Below are 23,204 nucleotides of genomic sequence, written 5' to 3'. Positions count from 1 at the left end.
TCTTGGCGTCAGGGCAGCCGGTGAGGACTGCCCGGGGGGAGGGGAGCCTGGATCAGGTGTCGCGCTTGCCGCCGAGTCGCTGGCCCATCCGCACTTTGCTGTCGGCGCCAAGCTGCTCGGCCCACTGCACCTGATTCGCGCCGAACAGGACGATGGCGGTGGAGCCCAGTTTGAAGCGGCCGAGTTCGGCGCCTTTGTCCAGGGCGATCGGCGCGCGGGCCGCTGCATCGTAGCGGAAGGTCTTGAGCGTGCGCTTGGGGGGGGTGACCAGCCCGGCCCAGGTGGTTTCGATCGAGGCCACGATCATCGCCCCGACCAGCACCACGGCCATGGGGCCGCGCTCGGTGTCGAACAGGCAAACCACCCGCTCGTTGCGCGCGAACAGCTCCGGAACATTCTCCGCGGTGGTCTGGTTGACCGAGAACAGCCGGCCCGGCACGTAGATCATTACCCGCAGAGTGCCGGCCAGGGGCATGTGCACGCGGTGGTAGTCCTTGGGCGAGAGGTAGACGGTGGCGAACTCGCCGCCCATGAATGGCGCAGCGCGCTGCGCATCGCCGCCGAGCAGTTCGACCGCGCTGAAGCTGTGGCCCTTGGCCTGGAAGATGCGCCCGTGTTCGATGCGTCCCAGCTGGCTGATCGCTCCATCGGCGGGGCACAGCACCGCGTCCGGGCTGTCGTCCAGCGGGCGGACGCCGTCCTTCAGGGCGCGGGTGAAGAAGGCATTGAAGTGCTCGAAGGCGCTGCCTTGCTCGGTTTGCGCTTCGCTCATGTCCACCTGGTAGCGCTTGATGAACCAGTCGATCAGGCGGTTCTTGAACCAGGGCGCGCGGCACTCCGCTGCGAAGCCGATCAGCCGCGACAGCAGGTGATGGGGCAGCAGGTACTGGCTGAGGATAAATAGACGCTGTTTCATCGAGTTTCCTTAAGGGCCGGCCGGGGCGCGGCGATTCATCGTTCGACCGGGGTGTCGGGATGGTTGCCCCACTCGCCCCACGAGCCGGCATAGGCCTTCACGCGCGGGTAGCCGAGGGCCTTGGCCACCAGGTAGGTGAGGCCGGAGCGGTGGTGGGTCTGGCAATGGGTGATCACCTCCTTGTCGGGGGTGATGCCGAGGTCTTCGAGCTGCTGTTGCAGGTCCTGGCGAATGCGCAGGGAGCGGGCCTTATCCATGCAGTCGGTCCACTCCAGGTTCACCGCGCCGGGAATGTGTCCGGCCTTGGCCGCCAGCACCTTGTCGCCACGGTACTCGGCGGGCGAGCGGGCGTCCCAGATCGCCAGGTCGGTCGCACCCAGGCGGCTGTGCAGGTATTCACGGCTGGCGCCGGGGGCTTCGCTGAGGTTCAGCGACAGTTCGCCGGAATGGGGGGCGGGTCGCTCGCCGCTCAGCGGCCGATCCTCGGCCAGCCAGGCCGGCAGGCCGCCGTCGAGGTAGTGGTAGCGGCCGTGGCCGATGACATCCAGCAGCCAGATGAAGCGCCCGGCCCAGCCGCCACCTTCGTCGTCGTACACCACGTACACGGCGTCCGGGTTGTGCCCGAGCTCGGCGAACAGTTGCTCCAGGTCTGCGCGCGCCGGCAGCAGGCCGGGCGCGGGCGGCAGGCCCAGCTGGGTGCGCTTCGGCTCGACGAAGCGGGCGCCGGGAATGTGTCCGGCGGCGTAGCGCGCCGCGCTCGTCAGGTCGACCAGAATCAGCTCGGGAGCGTGCAGGCGGCTGGCCAGGTCGGCGGGCTCGATGACCAACGGCAACTCGTCGAAGGCAGTCATGCTGGACCTCATAGTCGGTGAAGGGCACGAATTGTAGCGGAAAGCCTAGGGTGTGCGTTTGGCAAAGCTGGCCAGGGCGCGCTCGATGCATTGTGCGGTTTTGCCGAAGGCCTGCAGGTTGGCCTCGCTGAAGGGGCTGCCCTGGCGGTCTACCACCAGCAACAGCGCGACCCGGCCGTTGCAGACCAGTGAGCGAAAGACCAGGTGCTCGCTGGGAAACAGCAGCTTCAGTGCACCAGGCAGCAGGGCGGAAAACTGGGCGAAGTTGCCGGGGGTCAGGCGCAGCTGTCCGGGCTCCTTGAGCAGTCGGCGCAGCACCTGGCTGTGCTGTGGCTCGAGAAGCAGACCGGTCGCCGACTGATCCAGGCCGGCGTGGTACAGCGCGCGCAAACGGCTATGGCTGCGATCCGCCATGAGCAGCAACACCCGCTGCAGGCCGCAGGCTTGCAAGGCCTGGCCAGCGGCGCTGCCGAGCTGTTCGAGGTTGTGGAAAGCGCTGGGTTGGGCGAGCAGTTGGGTGCACAAGTGGCGCCACTCATCGACTTCCGTCACTTTCGGCGGCGGCGGGGCGCCGGTCGCCTGGGCGGGGACGCGCAAATGGAGGGCTCCGCTTGGCCACAGCAGCGCTTCGGCCGGGTGCCAGAGGCCGCTCACCGCATGTTGGCGCGCGCTCTGGGCGGCTTGCTGATGGATTTGCTGCTGTACCTCGTGCAGCGGCAGCTGCAGGTAGAGGCCCGTCAGGCGCTGCCAGCGCAGGCTGTGGGGGCTGCTCCAGGCCTGATGCGCCGACAGGGCCAGGCCGTTGGCCAGGACGATGGTGTTTCCCGGCTGGGTCAGCCAGCGCCGCAGCTGGGGTTCGGCATCGAGCAACTGTTGCTGATGCAGCGGGTGTTCGTTGTCGCGGGCAATATGCAGCGCCTTGATCAGCAGGCGGCGGTCCTGGGTCAGCAGGCGATAGCCCTGGACTACCCACTCCGGCAGTCGCCAATGCTCGGCCAGCGCCAGGCAGAGCTGGAGCAGGGGCACGCCGAGCAGTTCCTGCTCGACTCGGCTGGCCGGCTCGCCCTCGATCAGCACCCGTTGCTCCCACTGGTCGAACAGCTCCGGCTGCGCGGCCAGTAGGGTCCACACCGGCGCCAGAAACAGCAGGCTGCCCCAGTGGATCTCCTGCCACAGCCTTGCCAGGCGCCCGGCGAACAGGCCGTTGGCCTGCTGGCTGGCATGTTGGCTGATCAGCTGGACCTGCCGCAGGGCCCGAGGAATATCTTCGGCCGGCAGGGTCGGCTGGCGGTGCAGCAGCTCCTCGGTGCGCTGCAAGCCGAGGCGGCCGATCGCATTCTCCAGGCTCTCCGCCGGTTCGCCGAGGGCGCCGGTTTGTCGATTGGCCTCGCGCAGCACCCGCAGGGCCAGGGCCGGACTGCCCTGCATCAGGTCGGCGATGTAACGTAGCGAGCGGCGACTGTCGCCGAGGGCGCGACAGACCCGCTGGTGACAATCGGCAGGCACCGGCAAAAGTTGCTTGTCCAGCTGTTTGAGCCAGGCGTCGAGACTGCGGGGGGAGGGCGTCGGCATGTGGGGCGAGCTGGCTTTTGACCTTAACAGGCTATAGTCTCGCGCATAACTTCCGATAAATAGAAGGGTTGTTTAAACAATCCCTTTCTCTGGCTGCTGCAAGTTTCCTTCCTATGGCAAAAATCATTGGCATCATTGTGGTCATCGCCAGCGTGCTCGGCGGCTTCATCCTGTCCGGGGGACAGTTCATGGCGCTGGTGCACCCCTTCGAGGTGATGATCATCGGCGGCGCTGCTTTGGGGGGCTTCCTGCAGGCCAATCCGGGCAGTACCTTCATGCGCGTCTTCAAGAAGTCCCTGAAGATGTTCAGTTCGCGCTTCACCCATACCTTCTACCTGGAAGTGTTGCGGCTGCTCTACGAGATCCTCAATAAGAGCCGACGAGAGGGGATGATGGCCATCGAGGCCGACCTCGAAGACCCGGCGGCCAGCCCGATCTTCAGCAAGTACCCGGCGATCCTTCAGGATGAGCGGATGACCGCGTACATCTGCGACTACCTGCGCATCATGTCGTCCGGCAACATGGCCCCGCACGAGCTGGAGGGGCTGTTCGACATGGAACTGGCCAGCCTGAAGGAAGACCTAGAGCATCCTGCGCATGCGGTGTCCAAGGTTGCCGACGGTCTGCCGGCGATGGGGATCGTCGCGGCGGTGCTGGGCATCGTGCTGACCATGTCGATTCTTGCCGAGGCCGACAACGCGCAAATCGGTGAGAAGGTCGGCACCGCGTTGGTCGGTACGTTCCTCGGCATTCTCGCTTCCTACGGTTTCTTTGGTCCACTGTCCTCCGCGCTGGAGCACGACGCCAAGGAGGAGCTCAACGTATTCGAAGCGATCAAGGCCGCGCTGGTGGCCTCGGCGTCGGGCATGCCGCCGTCGCTGGCCGTGGAGTTCGCCCGCAAGACCCTGTTCCCGGCCCATCGCCCGAGCTTCACCGAGCTGGAACAGGCGATGCGCGGGAACTGATGAACCATGGAAAACAACCAGCCGATCATCGTCAAACGGGTCAAGAAGACTGCCGGCAGCCACCACGGTGGCGCCTGGAAGATCGCCTTCGCCGACTTCGCCACGGCGATGATGGCGTTTTTCCTGGTGATGTGGCTGATGTCCTCGGCATCGCCTGAGCAGAAGAAGCTGATCTCCGGGTACTTCAAGGACCCGATCGGCTTCAGCGAGAGTGCCAGCCCCTATGTAATTGACCTCGGCGGGTCGCCAACACCGGCGCCGGAGCGCACGCTGAATCCGGAGGTTCAGGACCCTGCGGTCACCCAGGACAGTGAGAGCGAGCCGGTTGATGCGGCCTCGCAGCAGGTGGAGGAACTGGCCGAAGGTCTGGCCGAGGAGCTGGAGCGCGAGCGCCTGGAGCTGCTGCTGCAGGAGTTGCAGAACAAGGTCGAGGAAAATCCCCAGCTGCAGCGCTTCAAGGATCAGATCCTGTTCGAGATCACCCAGGATGGCCTGCGCATCCAGATCGTCGATGCCGAGAGCCGGCCGATGTTCGACCTCGGCAGTGCGCAGCTGCAGCCCTATTTCGAAGACATTCTGCTGGCCATGGTCGACACCATCAAGGCGGTACCGAACAAGATCAGCATCAGCGGTCACACCGATGCCAAGCCCTTCGCGGGCACGGGCGATTTCGGCAACTGGGAGTTGTCTGCCGATCGCGCCAATGCCGCCCGCCGCGTGCTGGTGGCCGGCGGTTATGACGAGGAGCAGGTGGCGCGGGTGGTGGGGTATGCCTCCTCGGCCCTGTTCGACCGGCAGGACCCGCTCAATCCGATCAACCGGCGCATCGATATCGTCGTGCTGACCAGGAAGGCCCAGCGTGCCATCGAGGGCGAGCTGCCGGGGGACGAGTCGGCATCCTCGGCGACACCGGTGGAGACCGTGCCTGAAGTGCCGGCGTCTGCGGGAGACTCAACGCCGCCGGTGCCGACCGAGGGGCTGAGTCCTCGCTCGAACATCTTCGAGGACGGGGTGCTGCAATTCAACCCGCCAGAGCAGTGACCAGCACCCGTTGAGACCAGGCCGCGAGTGATCGCGGCCTGGTCGTATCAGTAGTCGGCTTCCGGGAGGCTGGCGAGGATGTGCCGGTAGCTGGCCATGCGCTGCGGGTGGACGCGTCCCTCCTCCAGCGCCTTGAGCAGCGCGCAGCCGGGTTCGCGGTCGTGCTTGCAGTCGCGGAACCGGCACTGCCCGAGCAACTCGTGGAACTCGATGAAGCCGGCCTCGACGTCGTCGCGACTGACGTGCACCAGGCCGAATTCGCGAATGCCGGGGGAGTCGACCAGCTCGCCGCCGCCGGGAAAGTGGAACAGCCGCGCGGTGGTGGTGGTGTGGGTGCCCTTGCCGGTCAGTTCCGACAGCGCACCGACCCGGGTGTCGACCCCGGGTAGCAGGCTGTTGACCAGTGACGACTTGCCCACCCCGGACTGGCCGACGAAGACGCTGACGTGGCCGTCCAGCTGCTGCTTGAGCTTTTCCATGCCGTCGCCGTGGTGGGCCGAGACCTCCAGCAGCGGGTAGCCGAGCTGGCGGTAGACGGCGAGCATGGCGTTGAGCGCCACCGCGTTCTGCTCATCGATCAGGTCGGCCTTGTTCAGCAGCAGCAGCGGGCGGATGCCAGCGTGCTCGGCAGCCACCAGGTAGCGGTCGATCAGATTGGCGTGGGGTTCCGGCAGTGGCGCGAAGACGATGACGATCAGGTCGACGTTGGCCGCCACCGGTTTGAGCTGGCCGCGGCTGTCGGGGCGACACAGCTCGCTGACGCGCGGCAGCTGGGCAACGATCACGCCGATGCCCTGGTTGCCGGCGCGCCACACCACGCGGTCGCCGGTGACCAGCGTCGGCAGGTTGGCGCGCAGGTGGCAGCGGAACACCTGGCCGCGCTGCTCGCCTTCCTCGGCTTCGACCTCGACCTGCACGCCGAAGTGGGCGATCACCAGGCCTGTCTGTTCCGGGCCGAGGTCACCGCCTTCCAGGATCTCTACGGCGTGTGACTCGCGCTTGGCGGCGCGGGCGGCGCGCTCGCCCTGGATCTTTTCGATGCGCCAGCTTTGCCGGCGGTTGAGTTGGCGTTTGGCCATGGGGATCTCGAGGGTTGAGTCGCAGTGAAAACCGGCCGCGAGTTTAGCACGCGGCGGGTACGACTCGTCGGCTGCGCCAGGCCAATGCGCTCGGTACACTGCCGGGCATCTTTCGGGGTGGGCAGACGAATGGGCGATAGCGTAGGAGGCCGCAATCCGGCGTTGCGGGCGCTGCTGGCGCAACTGGCGGCGACCCTGCTGGTTGGCGGGCTGGTTTACCTGGGGGCGCAGCTGTCCGACTGGCGCGCGCCCTGGCTGCTGGCCGGATTGGCGCAGGGGCTGGTGGCGGCCTGTCTGGGGCAATGGCTGGGCCTGGCGCGCTGGTGGTGGTGGCTGAACCTGCTGTTCGTCCCGGCGCTGTTGCTCGGCAGTGGCGCGCGGCTGCCAGGATGGGTGTTTCTGGTCGCCTTCGCGCTGCTGTTGCTGCTCAACTGGAACAGCCTGATCGAGCGCGTACCCCTGTACCTGAGCGGCGCGCGCTGCCGCGAACAGTTGGTGGCGCTGCTGGCGGCGCGGGCGGCGGACTTTCGCTTCGTCGACCTCGGCTGCGGCCCGGCGGGCACCCTGCTGCACCTGGCTCGGCGCTTTCCCGAGGCGCAGTTCGTCGGCGTCGAGACCGCCCCTCTGACCTTCGCCATCGCCTGGTTGCGCTGCCTGGGGCGGGGCAACTGCCGGGTGCGCTACGCCAGCCTGTGGCGCACCGACCTGTCCGCCTTCGAGGTGGTCTACTGCTTCCTTTCTCCGGCGCCCATGGCGGCGCTCTGGGAAAAGGCCCGGGCGCAGATGAAGGCGGACGCCTGGCTGGTCAGCAACAGCTTCGAGGTGCCCGGGGTGGCGGCGGACCGCGCGATCGAACTGCACGACTGGCGCCGGTCTCGCCTGCTGCTGTGGCGCATGGGCGGCGAGTCAGGCGCATCGCCGGGCGAATAATTCGCTAAACTGGCGATCCTAGCCGAGGAGCGCAGCATGCAGAACCCACAGAACCTGATCTGGATCGACCTGGAAATGACCGGTCTGGATCCGGAGAAAGACCTCATCATCGAAATGGCCACCATCGTCACCGACAGCGAGCTCAACGTCCTGGCCGAGGGACCGGTGATCGCGGTGCACCAGAGCGATGAGGCGCTCGCCGGCATGGACGAGTGGAATACCCGCACCCATGGCGAGAGCGGCCTGACCCAGCGCGTGCGCGACAGCAAGATCGGCCCGGCCGAGGCCGAGGCCCAGACCCTGGCCTTCCTCGAACAGTGGGTGCCCAAGGGCAAGTCGCCGATCTGCGGCAACAGCATCGCCCAGGACCGGCGCTTCCTCTACCGCTACATGGCGGACCTGGAAGCCTATTTCCACTACCGCTACCTGGACGTCACCACCCTCAAGATCCTCGCCGACCGCTGGGCGCCGCAGCTCAAGGAAGGGTTCCAGAAAAAGGCCAGTCACCAGGCCCTGGACGATATCCGCGAGTCGATCGCCGAGCTCAAGTACTACCGCGAGCACTTCCTCAAGTTCTAAACGCCGCTCACCGCGGCGCCGCGGGCAGCATGCTGGGCCAGCGCCCACTCCACATGCTCGCGTACCAGCGCCGAAGGGTGCGCGCGGCGCGCCTGCAGCGCCTCGAGCACCGGAATGCTCGATGGCGCGTTGCCCAGGCCGACCGCCAGGTTGCGCAGCCAGCGTTCGTAGCCGGCGCGGCGCAGCGGCGAGCCTTCGGTGCGGCTGAGGAACTCCTCCTCGCTCCAGCGAAACAGCTCGGCCAGCTCGCTGTTGTCCAGTTGATGCCGTGGCTGAAAGTCGCCCTGCTCGCTGGGGCGGGCGAAGCGGTTCCAGGGGCAGACCATCTGGCAGTCGTCGCAGCCGAACACCCGGTTGCCGATCGGCGCGCGCAGCCCCTCGGGGATGGGGCCCTTCAGCTCGATGGTCAGGTAGGAGATGCAGCGCCGCGCATCCAGCTGGTAGGGGCTGACGAAGGCCTGGGTCGGGCAGATGTCCAGGCAGGCGCTGCAGCGTCCGCAGTGCTCGCTGGCGTGGGGCGCATCGACGGGCAGGGGAATGTCGACGAACAGCTCGCCCAGGAAGAAGTAGCTGCCGGCCTTGCGGTTGAGCACCAGGGTGTTCTTGCCGATCCAGCCGAGCCCGGCCTGCTCGGCGATGGCTTTCTCAAGTACCGGGGCGCTGTCGACGAAGGCGCGATAGCCGAACGGGCCGATCTCCTGCTGGATGCGCTCGGCCAGCTGCTGCAGGCGCTTGCGGATCAGCTTGTGGTAATCGCGACCCAGGGCGTAGCGCGACACATAGGCCTTCTGCGGTTGCGCCAGGCGTTCGGCCATCTGGGTGTCGGCGGGCAGGTAGTCCATGCGCAGCGACACCACCCGCAGGGTGCCGGGCACCAGCTGCTCGGGGTGCGAGCGCTTGCTGCCATGGGCGGCCATGTAGTCCATCTCGCCCTGGTAGCCGGCGGCCAGCCAGCGCTGCAGGTGCGCCTCGTGCTCGCCCAGGTCCAGGCCGGCAATGCCCACCTGCTGGAAACCCAGCTCGCGGCCCCAGTCCTTGATCGACTGGGCGAGCGTGGCGAGATCGGTGCAAGAGACGGACATGCTGAGCGGAAACCTGAGTGGAGGTGGGTATAATTCTGCCAGACATCGGAGCCGACGCATGCCGCAATCGCCAGACAGTCTTCCACTTGCCCTCTACAGCGCCGCCCAGGTGCGCGAGCTCGATGCTCGGCTGATCGCCGCCGGTACCCCGGGCTTCGAGCTGATGAGTCGCGCCGCCCATGCCATCTGGCGGGCCCTGCGCCGGCGCTGGCCGGACGCCGGCGCGGTCACCGTGCTGACCGGGCGCGGCAACAACGCCGGAGATGGCTACCTGGTTGCCGCCCTGGCCTTGCGCGCCGGCTGGCGCGTGCGGGTGCTGGCGGTTGGCGACCCGGCACAGCTGCAGGGCGATGCGGCGCGGGCGCGGGATGAGGCGCTTGGCGTCGGGGTGGCGCTGCAGGCCTGGAGCGAGTGCGCACCGCTCGAGGGGGTGGTGGTCGATGCCCTGCTCGGCACCGGCCTGCGGGGCGCCGTGCGCGAGCCTTACGCCCAGGCCATTCGCCAGCTCAACGCCGCCGACCTGCCGGTGCTGGCGGTGGACACTCCCAGCGGCCTGTGTGCCGACAGCGGCCAAGTGCTGGGGGTGGCGGTGCGCGCGCAGCTGACGGTGACCCTGATCGGCCTGAAGATCGGTCTGTTCACCGGGGTGGCGCCCGACTGGGTCGGTGAACTGGTCCATGACGATTTGCAGGCCGATCCGCAACTGGTCGATGACCAGGCCCGGGTCGCCCAGCGCCTGGCCCCGGGCAGTCTGCCGCGCATGCCCGCCAGGCCGCGCACGGTGCACAAAGGCCGGCTTGGCCATGTGCTGGTGGTCGGCGGCGATCGCGGTTTCGCCGGCGCGGCCCTGCTGGCGGCGCAGAGCGCCCTGCGCGGCGGCGCCGGCCTGGTGTCGCTGGCCAGCCGCGGCGAGCATCTGGCGGCGGCCCAGGCACGCCTGCCCGAGGTGATGAGCGTGGCGGTGGCCTCGGCCAATCAGCTGCTGGCGCTGGGTGCGGGGGCGAGCGTCTGGGTGGTTGGTCCTGGGCTGGGGCAGGGCGCCTGGGGGCGCAGTCTGCTGTCGGCGGCGGCGGCCACGGCCTCCGTGCCCCAGGTGTGGGATGCCGACGCCCTCAACCTGTTGGCGTCCGGCGCGGTCCAGCTGCCGGCTGGGAGTGTGATCACCCCGCACCCGGGCGAGGCGGCGCGCCTGCTCGGCGTCGACGCGGCCGAGGTGCAGGCCGATCGCCCGGCGGCGGCGCTGGAGCTGGCGCGGCGCTACCAGGCGGTTTGCGTGTTGAAGGGGGCCGGCACCCTGGTCGCCGACCCGCTCGGGACCTTGCGCCTGTGCGATCGCGGTCATCCGGTCATGGCCGGCGCCGGCCTGGGCGATGTGCTGGCCGGCCTGATCGGCGCCTTGCTGGGGCAGGGGCTGGCGCCGCTGGCGGCGGCCAGCCTGGCCGTGTGGCTGCATGCGCGGGCTGGCGAGGTGCTGGCCGGCAAGGGGGTTGGGTTGGCGGCGAGCGATTTGTGCGACGCCATTCGTCAGATGATGCAGGAGCAGTGCGCTTGTCCGAATTAGAACGCTACGCCGCCGATGAAGCGGCCATGTATGCCCTGGGGGCGGCCATCGCCCAGGCCAGCAAGGGGCTGGGGGTGATCTACCTGCACGGCGACCTGGGCGCCGGCAAGACCACCCTGGCGCGCGGCATTATCCGCGGTCTGGGTCATGTCGGCGCGGTCAAGAGTCCGACCTTTACCCTGGTCGAGCCCTATGAAATTGACGGGGTGCGGGCCTTTCACTTCGACCTGTATCGTCTGCTCGATCCGGAGGAACTGGAGTTTCTCGGCATTCGTGACTACTTCGCCGGGGACGCCTTGTGTCTGGTGGAGTGGCCCCAGCGCGGCGCGGGCATTTTGCCAAAGGCCGACCTGGACATTACCATTAGCCCGCAAGCGGCCGGCCGTTCGCTGCGCCTGCAGGCGCTGAGCGCGCGCGGCGAAGCCTGGTGTGCCGCCCTGGCCATCGGAGCATGATTAAAACAGATGGGGTTGGCTATGCGCATAGGCGCGCGTTTCATCGCGGTAGGGGTGGTAATGGCGGCGTTTGCCGCCGAGGTGTTTGCCGCTTCGGATGTGCGCAGCGTGCGGCTGTGGCGCGCGCCGGATAATACCCGCCTGGTCTTCGACCTGTCCGGGCCGGTTGAGCACAGCGTGTTCACCCTCAGTGCACCGAATCGTATCGTCATCGATGTCGCGGGCGCCAAGCTGGCCACCGGGTTCGACCAGCTGGCCCTGAGCAATACGCCGATCACCGGCGTGCGCTCGGCGCAACGCACCGCCGACCAGTTGCGCGTGGTGATCGACCTGGCAGCGGCGGTGACGCCGAAGAGCTTCACCCTGGCGCCCAATCAGCAGTATGGCCATCGTCTGGTCGTCGACCTGTTCGATCAGCAGGCCGACGCGGCGCCCAGTCGGCCCTCGACGGCGACCGCCAGTGCCGCGCCCGTGCCGGTCACCCCGACCCAGGCGCCGCCGAAGCTGATCCCCGTGCCCGGTGGCAAGCGCGATATCGTCATCGCCATCGACGCCGGTCACGGCGGTGAAGACCCGGGCGCCCTGTCGCCGGTCAAGGGCCAATACGAGAAGCACGTGACCCTGGCGATAGCCAAGGAGCTGCAACGCCAGATCAATGCGGAGAAGGGCTTTCGCGCCGAGCTGGTGCGCACCGGCGACTACTTCATCCCGCTGCGCAAGCGCACCGAGATCGCCCGCAAGAAGGGCGCCGACCTGTTCGTCTCCATTCATGCCGACGCGGCGCCGCGGGCCTCGGCTTCCGGCGCCTCGGTGTATGCCCTGTCGGACCGTGGCGCCACCTCGGAGACGGCGCGTTGGTTGGCCGACTCGGAGAACCAGTCGGACCTGATCGGCGGTGCCGGCAACGTCAGCCTCGACGACAAGGACAAGATGCTCGCCGGCGTGCTGCTGGATTTGTCGATGACCGCCTCGCTGTCGTCGAGCCTGAACGTCGGGCAGAAGGTGCTGAGCAACATGGGGCAGATCACTCATCTGCACAAGCGGCGGGTCGAGCAGGCCGGCTTCATGGTGCTCAAGTCGCCGGATATTCCGTCGATCCTGGTTGAGACTGGGTTCATCTCCAACCCCGGCGAGGCGCGCAAGCTGGCCACCTTGAGCTATCAGCAGGCGATGTCGCGCTCGATCCTCTCCGGGGTGCGCCAGTTCTTCCAGCAGAACCCGCCGCCCGGCACCTACCTGGCCTGGCTGCGTGACAACGGCAAGATTGCCCCGGGACCCCGCGAGCATGTGGTCAGCTCCGGCGAGAGCCTGGCGCTGATTGCCCAGCGCTATCAGATCAGCCTCGGCGCGCTGCGCAGCGCCAATGCCCTGCGCTCCGACGTGATCAAGGTCGGTCAGACCCTGCAGATTCCCGCCACCGCGCTGGCGGCTCAGCCGTGAGTGGCGCGGCGCGAATCCAGCTGCTCAGCCCGCGGCTGGCCAACCAGATCGCCGCCGGCGAGGTGGTCGAGCGGCCGGCCTCGGTAATCAAGGAGCTGCTGGAGAACAGCCTGGATTCCGGCGCCCGGCGTATCGAGGTGGATGTCGAGCAGGGTGGCATCAAGTTGCTGCGGGTGCGTGACGACGGCGGTGGCATCCCCCCGGATGACCTGCCCCTGGCGCTGGCGCGCCATGCCACCAGCAAGATTCGCGAGCTGGAGGACCTCGAGCAGGTCATGAGCCTGGGCTTTCGTGGCGAGGCGCTGGCCTCGATCAGTTCGGTCGCCCGCCTGACCCTGACTTCCCGTACCGCCGACGCCGAGCAGGCCTGGCAGGTGGAGACCGAGGGGCGTGACATGCAGCCGCGGGTGCAGCCGGCGGCACACCCGGTCGGCACCTCGGTGGAGGTGCGCGACCTGTTCTTCAATACCCCGGCGCGGCGCAAGTTCCTGCGTACCGAGAAGACCGAGTTCGATCACCTGCAGGAGGTCATCAAGCGACTGGCCCTGGCGCGTTTCGATGTGGCCTTCCACCTGCGCCACAACGGCAAGGTGGTGCTGGCGCTGCATGAGGCGAACGACGAGGCGGGGCGCGCGCGGCGGGTCGCCGCGGTCTGCGGTCCGGCCTTTCTCGAGCAGGCCCTGCCGATCGAGATCGAGCGCAACGGCCTGCACCTGTGGGGCTGGGTCGGCCTGCCGACCTTCTCGCGCAGCCAGGCCGACCTGCAGTATTTCTACGTCAATGGGCGAATGATCCGCGACAAGCTGGTGGCCCATGCGGTGCGCCAGGCCTATCGCGACGTGCTGTTCAACGGCCGGCATCCGACCTTCGTGCTGTTCCTGGAGATCGACCCGGGGGTGGTCGATGTCAACGTGCACCCGACCAAGCATGAGGTGCGCTTTCGCGACGGTCGCATGGTTCACGACTTCCTCTACGGCACCCTGCATCGCGCCCTGGGCGAGGTCCGGCCCGAGGATCAACTGGCGGCGCCTGCGGCGGTCGGCACGATGGTGCGGCCGACCGGCCAGGCGGCCGGCGAGTTCGGCCCGCAGGGCGAGATCGGCCTGGCCGCCAGCGTGCTGGAGCGGCCGCAGGGCGATTCCGTCTGGCAGTCGCCGGGCGCCGGCTATCAGGCGCCGAGGCCCGAGCCCTCGCTGCCGGCGGCCGAGGCCCGCGGCGCCTATCGCGAGTATTTTGCGCCACTGACGCCGTCCGCCGCCCCTGCCAGCCTGCCCGAGGCGCAGGGCGACGTACCGCCGCTCGGTTATGCCGTCGCCCAGTTGAAGGGGGTGTATATCCTCGCCGAGAACGTCCAGGGCCTGGTGCTGGTCGACATGCATGCGGCTCATGAACGTATCACCTACGAGCGGCTCAAGGTCGCCATGGCCAGCGAGGGGCTGCGCAGCCAGCCGTTGCTGGTGCCCGAATCGCTGGCCGTCAGTCAGCGCGAGGCGGATTGCGCCGAGGAGCACGGGACCTGGTTCCAGCGCCTGGGCTTCGAGCTGCAGCGCCTCGGGCCGGAAAGCCTGGCGATCCGGCAGATCCCCGCGCTGCTCAAGCAGGCCGAGGCGACCCAGCTGGTGCGTGACGTGCTGGCCGACCTGCTCGAGTACGGCAGCAGCGACCGCATCCAGGCACACCTCAACGAACTGCTCGGCACCATGGCCTGTCATGGCGCGGTGCGCGCCAACCGCCGTCTGAGCCTGCCGGAAATGAACGCGTTGCTTCGCGACATGGAGCACACCGAGCGCAGTGGCCAGTGCAATCACGGGCGGCCGACCTGGACGCAGCTGGGCATGGACGAGCTCGACAAGTTGTTCCTGCGTGGCCGCTGATTGGCCGCCGCACACGAAGAAGGTCTGACCATGTCCGAGCGCCTGCCGCCGGCGATTTTCCTGATGGGGCCGACTGCAGCCGGCAAGACCGATCTGGCCATGGAGCTGGCGCGGGTATTGCCCTGCGAGCTGATCAGCGTCGACTCGGCGCTGATCTATCGCGGCATGGACATCGGCACCGCCAAGCCCGACAAGGCCGTGCTGGGCGCGTTTCCCCACCGCCTGATCGATATCCGCGACCCGGCCGAAAGCTATTCGGCGGCCGAATTCCGCGATGACGCCCTGGCGGCGATGGCGCAGATCACCGCGCGGGGGCGAATTCCCCTGCTGGTGGGCGGCACCATGATGTACTACAAGACGCTGCTGGAAGGGCTGGCCGATATGCCCGGCGCGGACCCGCAGCTGCGCGCCGAGCTGGAGGCGCGGGGGCAGGCCGAGGGCTGGGCCGCGCTGCACCGCGAGTTGCAGGCCGTGGACCCGGAATCGGCGGCGCGTATCCATCCCAACGATCCGCAGCGCCTGACCCGGGCGCTGGAGGTCTACCGACTGAGCGGTATGACGATGACCACGCACCGCCAGCGACAGGCAGCAGAAAAACCTGGCGGCGGAGGGGCTGGCGCGGGGCAATTCCCCTATACTGTCGCGCAGTTGGCTATTGCGCCGGCCGAGCGCTCGGTGCTGCACGCGCGGATTGCGCAACGATTTCAGCTGATGTTGGAACAGGGCTTCGTCGCCGAGGTCGAAGGCCTGCGTCGGCGAGGTGACTTGCACGTCGGGTTGCCGTCTATACGGGCGGTGGGCTACCGCCAGGTCTGGGATTATCTAGACGGCAATCTGAGCTACACGCAGATGCGCGAGCGCGGCATCGTCGCCACGCGCCAGCTGGCCAAGCGTCAGTTTACGTGGCTGCGCGGCTGGGACGGCGTGCACTGGCTGGATAGCCTGGATCGCGACAATCTGTCGCGCGCCTTGAAATACCTGGCATCGGTCTCCATATTGACCTGAGACCTTGCCGTGGGCCGTCTATCCTTGGGGGGTAGAGGGCTTAAAGCCATTTGTTGGTTTATTAAAATTATTGTTTTTGACCTTTATAGGAGTGCGGCACATGTCAAAAGGGCATTCGCTACAAGACCCTTACCTCAATACCCTGCGTAAGGAACGCGTCCCGGTTTCCATCTACCTGGTCAACGGCATCAAGCTGCAGGGTCAGATCGAGTCCTTCGACCAGTTCGTGATTCTGCTGAAGAACACTGTCAGCCAGATGGTCTACAAGCACGCCATTTCCACCGTGGTGCCGAGCCGTCCGGTGCGTCTGCCGAGCGCTTCTGAGTCCGAGCAGGCGGAAGCCGAGCCTGGTAACGCCTAAAGTAGGGGGCTGCATTGTTCTTCGAGCGCCATGAAGGTGGTGAACGGGCCATACTGGTTCATCTGGAAGGCCAAGACTCCGAGGCGCGCGAAGATCCGCAAGAGTTTCAGGAGCTGGCCCTCTCGGCCGGCGCTGAGACCGTAGCTTTTCTCAGCGTCCCGAGTAACAGGCTGACTGCGAAGTTCCTGATCGGCAGCGGCAAGGTCGAAGAGTTGCGCGACCTGGTCAAAGCTGCCGAAGCCGATCTGGTGATCTTCAATCACGTCCTTACGCCCAGTCAGGAGCGCAACCTCGAGCGCGTCTTCGAGTGTCGCGTGCTCGACCGCACCGGGCTGATCCTCGATATCTTCGCTCAGCGCGCGCGCACCCATGAGGGCAAGCTGCAGGTCGAACTGGCCCAGCTGGACCACATGAGCACCCGTCTGGTGCGCGGCTGGACCCACCTGGAACGGCAGAAAGGCGGTATCGGCCTGCGTGGACCGGGTGAAACCCAGCTGGAGACCGACCGCCGGCTGTTGCGGGTGCGCATCCGTCAGATCAAGCAGAAGCTGGACAAGGTGCGCAGTCAGCGCGAACAGGCACGGCGCGGGCGCAAGCGCGCGGACATCCCTTCGGTCTCGCTGGTCGGTTACACCAACGCCGGCAAGTCCACGCTGTTCAACGCCCTGACCACTTCGCAGGTCTATGCTGCCGACCAGCTGTTCGCCACCCTCGATCCGACCCTGCGTCGCCTGGAGCTGGATGACCTGGGGCCGATCGTGCTGGCCGACACCGTGGGCTTCATCCGTCACCTGCCGCACAAGCTGGTCGAGGCATTCCGGGCAACCCTGGAGGAGTCGAGTAACTCTGACCTGCTGCTGCACGTGATCGACGCCCATGAGCCCGAGCGCATGGCGCAGATCGAGCAGGTCGTTGCGGTGCTGGGCGAGATTGGCGCCCAGGAACTGCCTATGCTGGAGGTGTACAACAAGCTGGATCTGCTCGAAGGCGTCGAGCCGCAGATCCAGCGCGATGCAGATGGGCGACCGCAGCGTGTCTGGTTGTCTGCGCGCGACGGCCGTGGCTTGCCGCTGCTGGAGCAGGCGGTCGCCGAGCTGTTAGGCAATGATCTGTTTGTCGGCACCCTCTGCCTGCCTCAGCGCCTGGGGCGTTTGCGCGCTCAGTTCTTCGCGCTGGGGGCGGTGCAGAGCGAGGGGCACGCCGAAGATGGCAGCAGTTTGCTGGCGGTGCGCTTGCCGCGCGTCGAGCTGAATCGGCTGGTCAGTCGCGAAGGGTTGCAGCCGTTGGAATTTCTCGAGCAACACACTTTGCAATAAAGCCTGCTGCAGTGGCTTTGCCGCTGGTGGTGGGCATTCGGTAGCATGGGCTGGCGCGCCGTGGGCGCGTCTTTGCTTTATCAGTATGGAGAGCGCTATGGCTTGGAATGAGCCGGGTGGCAACTCGAACAATCAGGATCCTTGGGGTGGGCGCCGTGGCGGCGATCGCAAGGGGCCGCCGGATCTCGACGAGGCCTTCCGCAAGCTGCAGGAAAGCCTCAACGGGCTGTTCGGTGGTGGTAAGAAACGTGGCAGCGATGATGGCGCCGGCAAGAGTGGCGGCTTCGGCCTGCTGTTCGTGGGTCTCGGCCTGCTGGCGCTGGTCTGGCTGTACAGCGCGATCTATGTGGTCGACGAGCAGGAGCAGGCGGTGGTGCTGCGCTTCGGCAAGTACTACGAGACCGTCGGCCCGGGCCTGAACATCTACTTCCCGCCGATCGATCGCAAGTTCCAGGAGAACGTCACCCGCGAGCGTGCATACAGCAAGCAGGGGCAGATGCTCACCGAGGACGAGAACATCATCGAAGTGCCGCTGACCGTGCAGTACAAGATCAGCAGCCTGCAGGACTTCGTGCTCAACGTCGATCAGCCCGAGGTCAGTCTGCAGCATGCGACCGACAGCGCGGTGCGTCACGTGGTCGGCTCCACCGAGATGGACCAGGTGCTGACCGAGGGTCGTGAGCTGCTGGCCAGCGAGGTCAAGGAGCGCTTGCAGCGTTTCCTCGATACCTACCGCACCGGCATCCTGGTGACCCAGGTCAACGTGCAGAGTGCCGCGGCGCCGCGCGAAGTGCAGGAAGCGTTCGATGACGTGATCCGCGCGCGTGAGGACGAGCAGCGCGAGAAGAACCTCGCTGAAACCTACGCCAATGGCGTGGTCCCCGAGGCTCGTGGTCAGGCTCAGCGGATGATCGAGGATGCCAGCGGTTACCGCGACGAGGTGATCTCCCGCGCCCAGGGTGAGGCGGATCGCTTCAGCAAACTGGTCGCCGAGTATCGCAAGGCGCCAGAGGTGACGCGCGAGCGCCTGTATCTGGACACCATGCAGGAGCTGATGGGCAATACCAGCAAGGTGCTGGTCACGGGCGACCAGGGGCAGAACAACCTGCTCTACCTGCCGCTGGACAAGATGATCGATGGCCGCAGCAGTGCCCAGCCGAGCCCCATCTCGGGCGCCGGTGCGGGTGATCTGGGGGCGCGCATGAGCAGCAGTGGTCAGCGTCAGCCTGAGCTGCGCACGAGGGAGAGTCGCTGATGAGCAATAAATCGCTGATCGCCCTGATTGTCGGCGTGGTGCTGGCGATCGTCGCCTGGAACAGTTTCTATATCGTTGCGCAAACCGAGCGTGCGGTGCTGTTGCAGTTCGGCCGGATCGTCGAGCCGGACGTGAAGCCGGGCCTGCATGTGAAGATTCCGTACGTCAATCAGGTGCGCAAGTTCGATGGCCGTCTGCTGACGCTGGATTCCAGCAGCTCGCGCTTCCTGACCCTGGAAAAGAAAGCGCTGATGGTCGATGCCTTCGCCAAGTGGCGGGTGCTCGACGCCGAGGCCTACTACACCGCCACCTCGGGGATGAAGCAGATCGCCGACGAGCGTCTGGCGCGTCGACTGGAGGCATCGCTGCGTGACCAGTTCGGTAAACGTACCCTGCACGAGTCGGTGTCCGGCGAGCGTGATGCGCTGATGGCCGACGTGACGGCGTCCTTGAACCGGGCCGCGCAGAACGAGCTGGGTATCGAGGTGGTCGACGTCCGGGTCAAGACCATCGACCTGCCGAAAGAGGTCAACCGCAGCGTGTTCGATCGCATGAGCTCCGAGCGTGAGCGTGAGGCTCGCGAGCATCGCGCCAAGGGTAAGGAGCTGGCCGAAGGGATTCGCGCCGATGCCGATCGTCAGCGTCGGGTGCTGCTGGCCGAGGCCTACCGTGAGGCCGAAGAGCTGCGCGGTGATGGCGACGCCCAGGCGGCGTCCATCTATGCCGGGGCCTATGGCCAGGACCAGGAGTTCTACTCCTTCTATCGCAGCTTGCGGGCCTACCGCGAAAGCTTCGCGGACAAGAGCGACGTGTTGGTGCTGGATCCGAAGAGCGACTTCTTCCGCTACCTGGAGAAGTCCAAGCCCTGAGGCAAATCCCGGCGGCCGCGAGGCGGTCGTCGGGGTGACCATCGCGCAAAACGTGGTATGATGCGGCAGCCGGGAAAATCCCGGCTTTTTTGCGTCTGTGGGAATCATGTGGCAGGAACTGGGCATCGCAGTTTGTCTCGTGCTGGTGCTGGAAGGCATCCTGCCCTTCCTCTATCCGCGCCAATGGCGCGGAGCGGTCGCGCAGCTGATACGGCTGTCGGATCGACGACTGCGTCTGATGGGGCTGACCAGCATGCTGCTGGGAACGGCTCTCCTTTATCTGCTTCACTGATGGCTTGTGCCGCCCGGATCAAGAGGGGAATGGCGAAATGGCAACGGTAGACCGCTGGCTACTGCCAGATGGCATCGAAGAAGTACTGCCGCCGGAAGCGGCGCGCATCGAAGTGGCGCGCCGTCAGGTGCTGGACCTGTTCCAGCGCTGGGGCTATGAATTCGTGGTGACGCCGCATATCGAGTACCTGGAGTCGCTGCTCACCGGCGCCGGCCAGGATCTGGACTTGCGCACCTTCAAGGTAACCGACCCGCTGTCGGGCCGGCAGATGGGGTTTCGCGCCGACATCACTCCGCAGGTGGCGCGCATCGATGCCCACACCCTGCGCCGTGAGGGGCCGAGCCGTCTGTGCTACGCCGGCAGTGTGCTGCATGCTCAGCCCCGTGCGCTGACCACCTCGCGCAGCCCCATCCAGCTCGGCGCCGAGCTGTACGGCGACGCCAGTCCGGCCAGTGATGTCGAGGTCATCAGCCTGCTGGTGGACATGCTCGAGCTGGCGGTGGTGCCGGACGTGCACATGGACCTGGGGCATGTGGGCATCTACCGCGGCCTGGCTCGCGCCGCCGGCCTGTCCGGCGAGGTCGAGCAGCAGCTTTTCGACGCCCTGCAGCGCAAGGCCGTGGATGAAATTGCCGCGCTGACCGCGTCGCTGCCGGCGCCGCTGGGCAAGATGCTGCGCGCGCTGGCCGAACTCTGTGGCGGGCGTGAGGTGCTGGACCTGGCGCAGGCCTGTCTGGTCGAAGCGCCGGACGAGGTGCATGCTGCGCTGGACGAGCTGGTGGCGATCGCCGATGCGCTGAGCCTGCGTTATCCGGAGCTGCCGCTGTACTTCGATCTGGGCGAGCTGCGCGGATACCACTATCACACCGGCGTGGTGTTCGCCGCGTTCGTACCCGGGGTCGGTCAGTCGATCGCCCAGGGCGGTCGCTACGACGATATCGGCGCGGACTTTGGCCGGGCGCGCCCGGCGACCGGGTTCTCCACCGATCTGAAGACCCTGGTCAGTCTGGGGCAGATGCAGCTTGGCGAGCAGCCGGCCGGCATCTGGGCCCCGGATAACCATGATGTATACCTGTGGCAGGCAATACGGCGCCTGCGCGGCGAAGGTGCGCGCGTGGTGCAAGCCTTGCCAGGCCAGGAATTGACCGATGCGCATGAGGCCGGCTGTGATCGTCAGCTGCTGCTGCGCGATGGCCGTTGGCAGGTGGCGCCGCTGGCGCCCTGAATCCTTTCCGCCGGCCACGGCCGGCATCAAGCTTGCGCGAAGAGGACAAGTGTTATGGGTAAGAATGTCGTAGTCCTGGGCACCCAGTGGGGCGATGAGGGCAAGGGCAAGATCGTTGACTTGCTGACCGAGCATGCCGCTGCCGTTGTGCGTTATCAGGGCGGGCACAATGCTGGCCATACCCTGGTGATCAACGGTGAGAAGACCGTGTTGCACCTGATTCCGTCGGGCATTTTGCGCGAGGGCGTCGAGTGCCTGATCGGTAACGGCGTGGTGGTCGCGCCCGATGCGTTGATGCGCGAAATCACCAAGCTGGAAGAGAAGGGCGTGCCAGTGCGCAAGCGCCTGCGCATCAGTCCGGCCTGTCCGCTGATTCTGTCCTACCACGTGGCCCTCGACCAGGCTCGCGAGAAGGCCCGGGGCGACGCCAAGATTGGCACCACCGGTCGCGGCATCGGCCCGGCCTACGAAGACAAGGTCGCGCGCCGCGGCCTGCGCGTGGGCGATCTGTTCCACCGTGAGCGCTTTGCCGCCAAGCTCGGTGAGCTGCTGGACTACCACAACTTCGTCCTGCAGAACTTCTACAAGGAGCCGGCCATCGACTTCCAGAAGACCCTGGACGAGTGCATGGAGTACGCCGAGCTGCTCAAGCCGATGATGGCTGACGTCACCGCGGTGCTGCACGAACTGCGTCGTGCGGACAAGGACATCATGTTCGAGGGCGCCCAGGGCTCGCTGCTGGACATCGACCACGGCACCTATCCCTACGTGACCAGCTCGAACACCACCGCCGGCGGCATCGCCACCGGTTCCGGTTTCGGCCCGCTGTACCTGGATTACATTCTCGGCATCACCAAGGCCTACACCACGCGGGTCGGTTCCGGTCCGTTCCCCACCGAGCTGTTCGACGACGTCGGCGCCTTCCTCGCCAAGCGTGGTCACGAGTTCGGCGCCACCACCGGTCGCGCCCGTCGTTGTGGCTGGTTCGATGCGGTGATCCTGCGTCGCGCCATCGAGATCAACAGCATCTCCGGTCTGTGCCTCACCAAGCTGGACGTGCTCGATGGTCTGGAGACCATCTGCATCTGCACCGGCTACAAGGATGCCGAGGGCCAGGTGCTGGTTGACGCGCCCACCGATGCCGACAGCTATCTCGGTCTGCAGCCAGTGTACGAGGAAATGCCGGGCTGGAGCGAGTCGACCCTCGGCGCCAAGAGCCTCGACGAGCTTCCGGCTAACGCTCGCGCCTACATCAAGCGTGTCGAGGAGCTGGTCGGCGCACCGATCGACATCATCTCCACCGGCCCGGATCGCAACGAAACCATCGTGTTGCGTCATCCGTTCGCCTGATCGCGCACGCCGCTATTGCAAAGGGTCGCTTCGTGCGGCCCTTTGTCGTTTCTGCGAGGCGCTTTGTTGAGGCTCCATCCGCTCTCAATATTTCCCGCCAGCAGCCGTTATAGCCTGTACGGCTTTAGAGGAGTTCTGCCCGTGTCCGCCATCGTCTTGTTGTTGCGCAGTCGTCTGCTGCGCCCGGTATTTTTGGCCCTGGGGGTCGCCTTGCTGGTGCAGGTGATGGTCGCGGTGGTGCTTACCCGGACCACGGTGACGGCGCTGGTGGACGATCTTGGCCGGCGGTTGGGGGCTGATACCCAGCGCCTGTCGGCCGACCTCGAGGCGGCCGGGCAGGAGGTTCGAGGTGGTCTGGAGGGTGTGTCCGTGCGCTTGCAGGGCAATCTCACCGATGGCCTGAAGCAGCGCTTGAGCGCCGAGCAGGCACAGGTGCGCGAGGCGCTGGGAAGGAACCTTCGGCAGTCGGCCGATGACCAGGCGCAGCTGTTGGCTGCGGTGTCGCCGAAGGCTATCTGGGACAACGACGTGCCGGCGCTGACCGAGCTGGCCCGCATGGCTCATCGCAATCCCGGAGTGTTGTTCGCGGTGTATGTCGATGCCCGGGGTGAGCGCCTGACGCGCCATGTGAACCGCCAGGATCCGCGGGTCAAGGCGTTGATCGCCAAGGGCCAGGGGCGCGGCGCTCAGGAGAAGCTGCTGAATGCCGCGGCCAGTGACCCCGGTGTGTATGTCACCGAGGCGGCCATCAGCCCCATGGGCGAGGCGATCGGCAAGGTGTTGCTCGGCGTCTCGACCGTCGAGGTCGAGCAGGAGCTGACGGCCCTGGATCAGCGCTTCGCGGCGCTCATTGGCAGCAGTGGCCAGCTGGTGTCCGCAGGCCTGAGTCAGGCCGCAGCCGACAGCGGTTCGGCGCTGGCGGCGCGCCTGGGTAGTGCGCAGCAGGCAGCGGAGAGCATGAGTCAGAACAGTCGCCAGGCGATCGAGTCAGCCGCCGCCGAGCTGCGCTGGAATATCAGCCTGGGGTTGGTCCTTGTCGGTCTGGGCATTCTCCTGGTGTTGGCGCTGGTTCTGGGGCGCAGGGTGGTCAGCAAGCTGCATACCCTGATCGGCGTGCTGAACGATTGGGCGGCGGGCGAAGGGGACCTGACTCGGCGAGTCGAGCTGGACAGTCGCGACGAGATCG

21 protein-coding genes and 1 pseudogene are annotated in these 23,204 nt (G+C 66.6%); 17 read left to right on the top strand and 5 right to left on the bottom strand.

The features are described 5' to 3' along the window. Window positions 1-52: 52 nt before the first annotated feature. Genes asd through KDW96_RS09265 form a run of 3 tightly spaced genes read right to left on the bottom strand, consistent with a single transcriptional unit; the run spans window position 53 to window position 3,339 of the window. Complete coding sequence (gene asd, locus KDW96_RS09275; RefSeq protein WP_255840118.1) at window positions 53-916, bottom strand: archaetidylserine decarboxylase; 864 nt, start codon at window positions 914-916, stop codon at window positions 53-55. Window positions 917-951: 35 nt separating this feature from the next. Then, complete coding sequence (locus KDW96_RS09270; protein WP_255840117.1) at window positions 952-1,767, bottom strand: rhodanese-like domain-containing protein; 816 nt, start codon at window positions 1,765-1,767, stop codon at window positions 952-954. Between the two features lie 45 nt (window positions 1,768-1,812). Further along, window positions 1,813-3,339, bottom strand: coding sequence for an HDOD domain-containing protein (locus KDW96_RS09265; protein ID WP_255840116.1), 1,527 nt, complete (start codon window positions 3,337-3,339; stop codon window positions 1,813-1,815). A 113-nt stretch (window positions 3,340-3,452) separates the two neighbouring features. Here KDW96_RS09265 and motA point away from each other — a divergent pair, with 113 nt between their 5' ends. Both motA and motB read left to right on the top strand, forming a co-directional pair. Then, on the top strand, window positions 3,453-4,304 hold the full coding sequence (gene motA / locus KDW96_RS09260) for a flagellar motor stator protein MotA (protein WP_255840115.1): 852 nt from the start codon (window positions 3,453-3,455) through the stop codon (window positions 4,302-4,304). A gap of 6 nt (window positions 4,305-4,310) precedes the next feature. Continuing rightward, on the top strand, window positions 4,311-5,345 hold the full coding sequence (gene motB / locus KDW96_RS09255; protein WP_255840114.1) for a flagellar motor protein MotB: 1,035 nt from the start codon (window positions 4,311-4,313) through the stop codon (window positions 5,343-5,345). A 47-nt stretch (window positions 5,346-5,392) separates the two neighbouring features. Here motB and rsgA read toward each other — a convergent pair whose 3' ends face one another. Beyond that, window positions 5,393-6,424 carry a small ribosomal subunit biogenesis GTPase RsgA gene (gene rsgA / locus KDW96_RS09250; RefSeq protein WP_255840113.1) on the bottom strand — a complete coding sequence of 344 codons (1,032 nt, stop codon included), beginning with the start codon at window positions 6,422-6,424 and terminating at the stop codon, window positions 5,393-5,395. A 129-nt stretch (window positions 6,425-6,553) separates the two neighbouring features. Here rsgA and KDW96_RS09245 point away from each other — a divergent pair, with 129 nt between their 5' ends. Together KDW96_RS09245 and orn are read left to right on the top strand one after the other, a co-directional pair. Next, window positions 6,554-7,354, top strand: coding sequence for a class I SAM-dependent methyltransferase (locus KDW96_RS09245; RefSeq protein ID WP_255840112.1), 801 nt, complete (start codon window positions 6,554-6,556; stop codon window positions 7,352-7,354). Window positions 7,355-7,390: 36 nt separating this feature from the next. Next, the gene (gene orn, locus KDW96_RS09240) at window positions 7,391-7,933 is read left to right on the top strand and encodes an oligoribonuclease (RefSeq protein WP_255840111.1); all 543 of its coding nucleotides are present in this window, start codon (window positions 7,391-7,393) and stop codon (window positions 7,931-7,933) included. On the opposite strand, the gene queG is transcribed toward orn, so the two are convergent. Then, complete coding sequence (gene queG / locus KDW96_RS09235) at window positions 7,930-9,015, bottom strand: tRNA epoxyqueuosine(34) reductase QueG (RefSeq protein WP_370295404.1); 1,086 nt, start codon at window positions 9,013-9,015, stop codon at window positions 7,930-7,932. The two genes, orn and queG, sit on opposite strands and share 4 nt — an antisense overlap. Window positions 9,016-9,073: 58 nt before the next feature. On the opposite strand from queG, the gene KDW96_RS09230 reads away from it, so the two are divergent. From KDW96_RS09230 to KDW96_RS22240, 13 genes and pseudogenes are all read left to right on the top strand, one after another. Next, a complete protein-coding gene (locus tag KDW96_RS09230) occupies window positions 9,074-10,576 on the top strand; it encodes an NAD(P)H-hydrate dehydratase (RefSeq protein ID WP_255840109.1) in 1,503 nt (500 codons plus the stop codon). Window positions 10,577-10,602: 26 nt separating this feature from the next. Continuing rightward, window positions 10,603-11,031 (top strand): tRNA (adenosine(37)-N6)-threonylcarbamoyltransferase complex ATPase subunit type 1 TsaE, encoded by a 429-nt coding sequence (gene tsaE / locus KDW96_RS09225; protein ID WP_370295446.1) that lies wholly within the window; start codon window positions 10,603-10,605, stop codon window positions 11,029-11,031. Window positions 11,032-11,040: 9 nt separating this feature from the next. Next, a complete protein-coding gene (locus tag KDW96_RS09220; protein WP_370295403.1) occupies window positions 11,041-12,471 on the top strand; it encodes an N-acetylmuramoyl-L-alanine amidase in 1,431 nt (476 codons plus the stop codon). Then, a complete protein-coding gene (gene mutL / locus KDW96_RS09215; protein ID WP_255840106.1) occupies window positions 12,468-14,345 on the top strand; it encodes a DNA mismatch repair endonuclease MutL in 1,878 nt (625 codons plus the stop codon). Before KDW96_RS09220 ends, mutL begins: the two co-directional genes overlap by 4 nt. Before the next feature lie 30 nt (window positions 14,346-14,375). Then, the gene (gene miaA / locus KDW96_RS09210) at window positions 14,376-15,350 is read left to right on the top strand and encodes a tRNA (adenosine(37)-N6)-dimethylallyltransferase MiaA (protein ID WP_255840105.1); all 975 of its coding nucleotides are present in this window, start codon (window positions 14,376-14,378) and stop codon (window positions 15,348-15,350) included. 100 nt (window positions 15,351-15,450) lie between these two features. Next, a complete protein-coding gene (gene hfq / locus KDW96_RS09205) occupies window positions 15,451-15,711 on the top strand; it encodes an RNA chaperone Hfq (RefSeq protein WP_213639519.1) in 261 nt (86 codons plus the stop codon). Window positions 15,712-15,725: 14 nt separating this feature from the next. Then, window positions 15,726-17,027 (top strand): ribosome rescue GTPase HflX, encoded by a 1,302-nt coding sequence (gene hflX, locus KDW96_RS09200; RefSeq protein WP_255840104.1) that lies wholly within the window; start codon window positions 15,726-15,728, stop codon window positions 17,025-17,027. Window positions 17,028-17,124: 97 nt separating this feature from the next. Further along, on the top strand, window positions 17,125-18,282 hold the full coding sequence (gene hflK, locus KDW96_RS09195) for an FtsH protease activity modulator HflK (protein WP_255840103.1): 1,158 nt from the start codon (window positions 17,125-17,127) through the stop codon (window positions 18,280-18,282). Continuing rightward, window positions 18,282-19,151, top strand: a complete 870-nt coding sequence (hflC, locus tag KDW96_RS09190; protein ID WP_255840102.1) for a protease modulator HflC — start codon at window positions 18,282-18,284, stop codon at window positions 19,149-19,151. The genes hflK and hflC overlap by 1 nt, the downstream gene beginning before the upstream one ends. 106 nt (window positions 19,152-19,257) lie before the next feature. After that, complete coding sequence (locus KDW96_RS09185; RefSeq protein ID WP_255840101.1) at window positions 19,258-19,443, top strand: DUF2065 domain-containing protein; 186 nt, start codon at window positions 19,258-19,260, stop codon at window positions 19,441-19,443. A gap of 37 nt (window positions 19,444-19,480) precedes the next feature. Then, the gene (locus tag KDW96_RS09180) at window positions 19,481-20,668 is read left to right on the top strand and encodes an ATP phosphoribosyltransferase regulatory subunit (RefSeq protein ID WP_255840100.1); all 1,188 of its coding nucleotides are present in this window, start codon (window positions 19,481-19,483) and stop codon (window positions 20,666-20,668) included. Window positions 20,669-20,722: 54 nt separating this feature from the next. Next, entirely contained in the window at window positions 20,723-22,018 is a 1,296-nt protein-coding gene (locus tag KDW96_RS09175) for an adenylosuccinate synthase (RefSeq protein ID WP_255840099.1), read from the top strand. Between the two features lie 225 nt (window positions 22,019-22,243). After that, window positions 22,244-23,188 (top strand): annotated as a pseudogene (locus KDW96_RS22240) (methyl-accepting chemotaxis protein); the annotation flags it as partial. Window positions 23,189-23,204: the final 16 nt, after the last annotated feature.

It is taken from the genome of Pseudomonas benzenivorans (genome assembly GCF_024397895.1).
Taxonomy (GTDB): domain Bacteria; phylum Pseudomonadota; class Gammaproteobacteria; order Pseudomonadales; family Pseudomonadaceae; genus Aquipseudomonas; species Aquipseudomonas benzenivorans_A.
The sequence above is the reverse complement of the archived record's forward strand: the minus strand, read 5'-3'. Positions and strand labels throughout refer to the sequence as shown.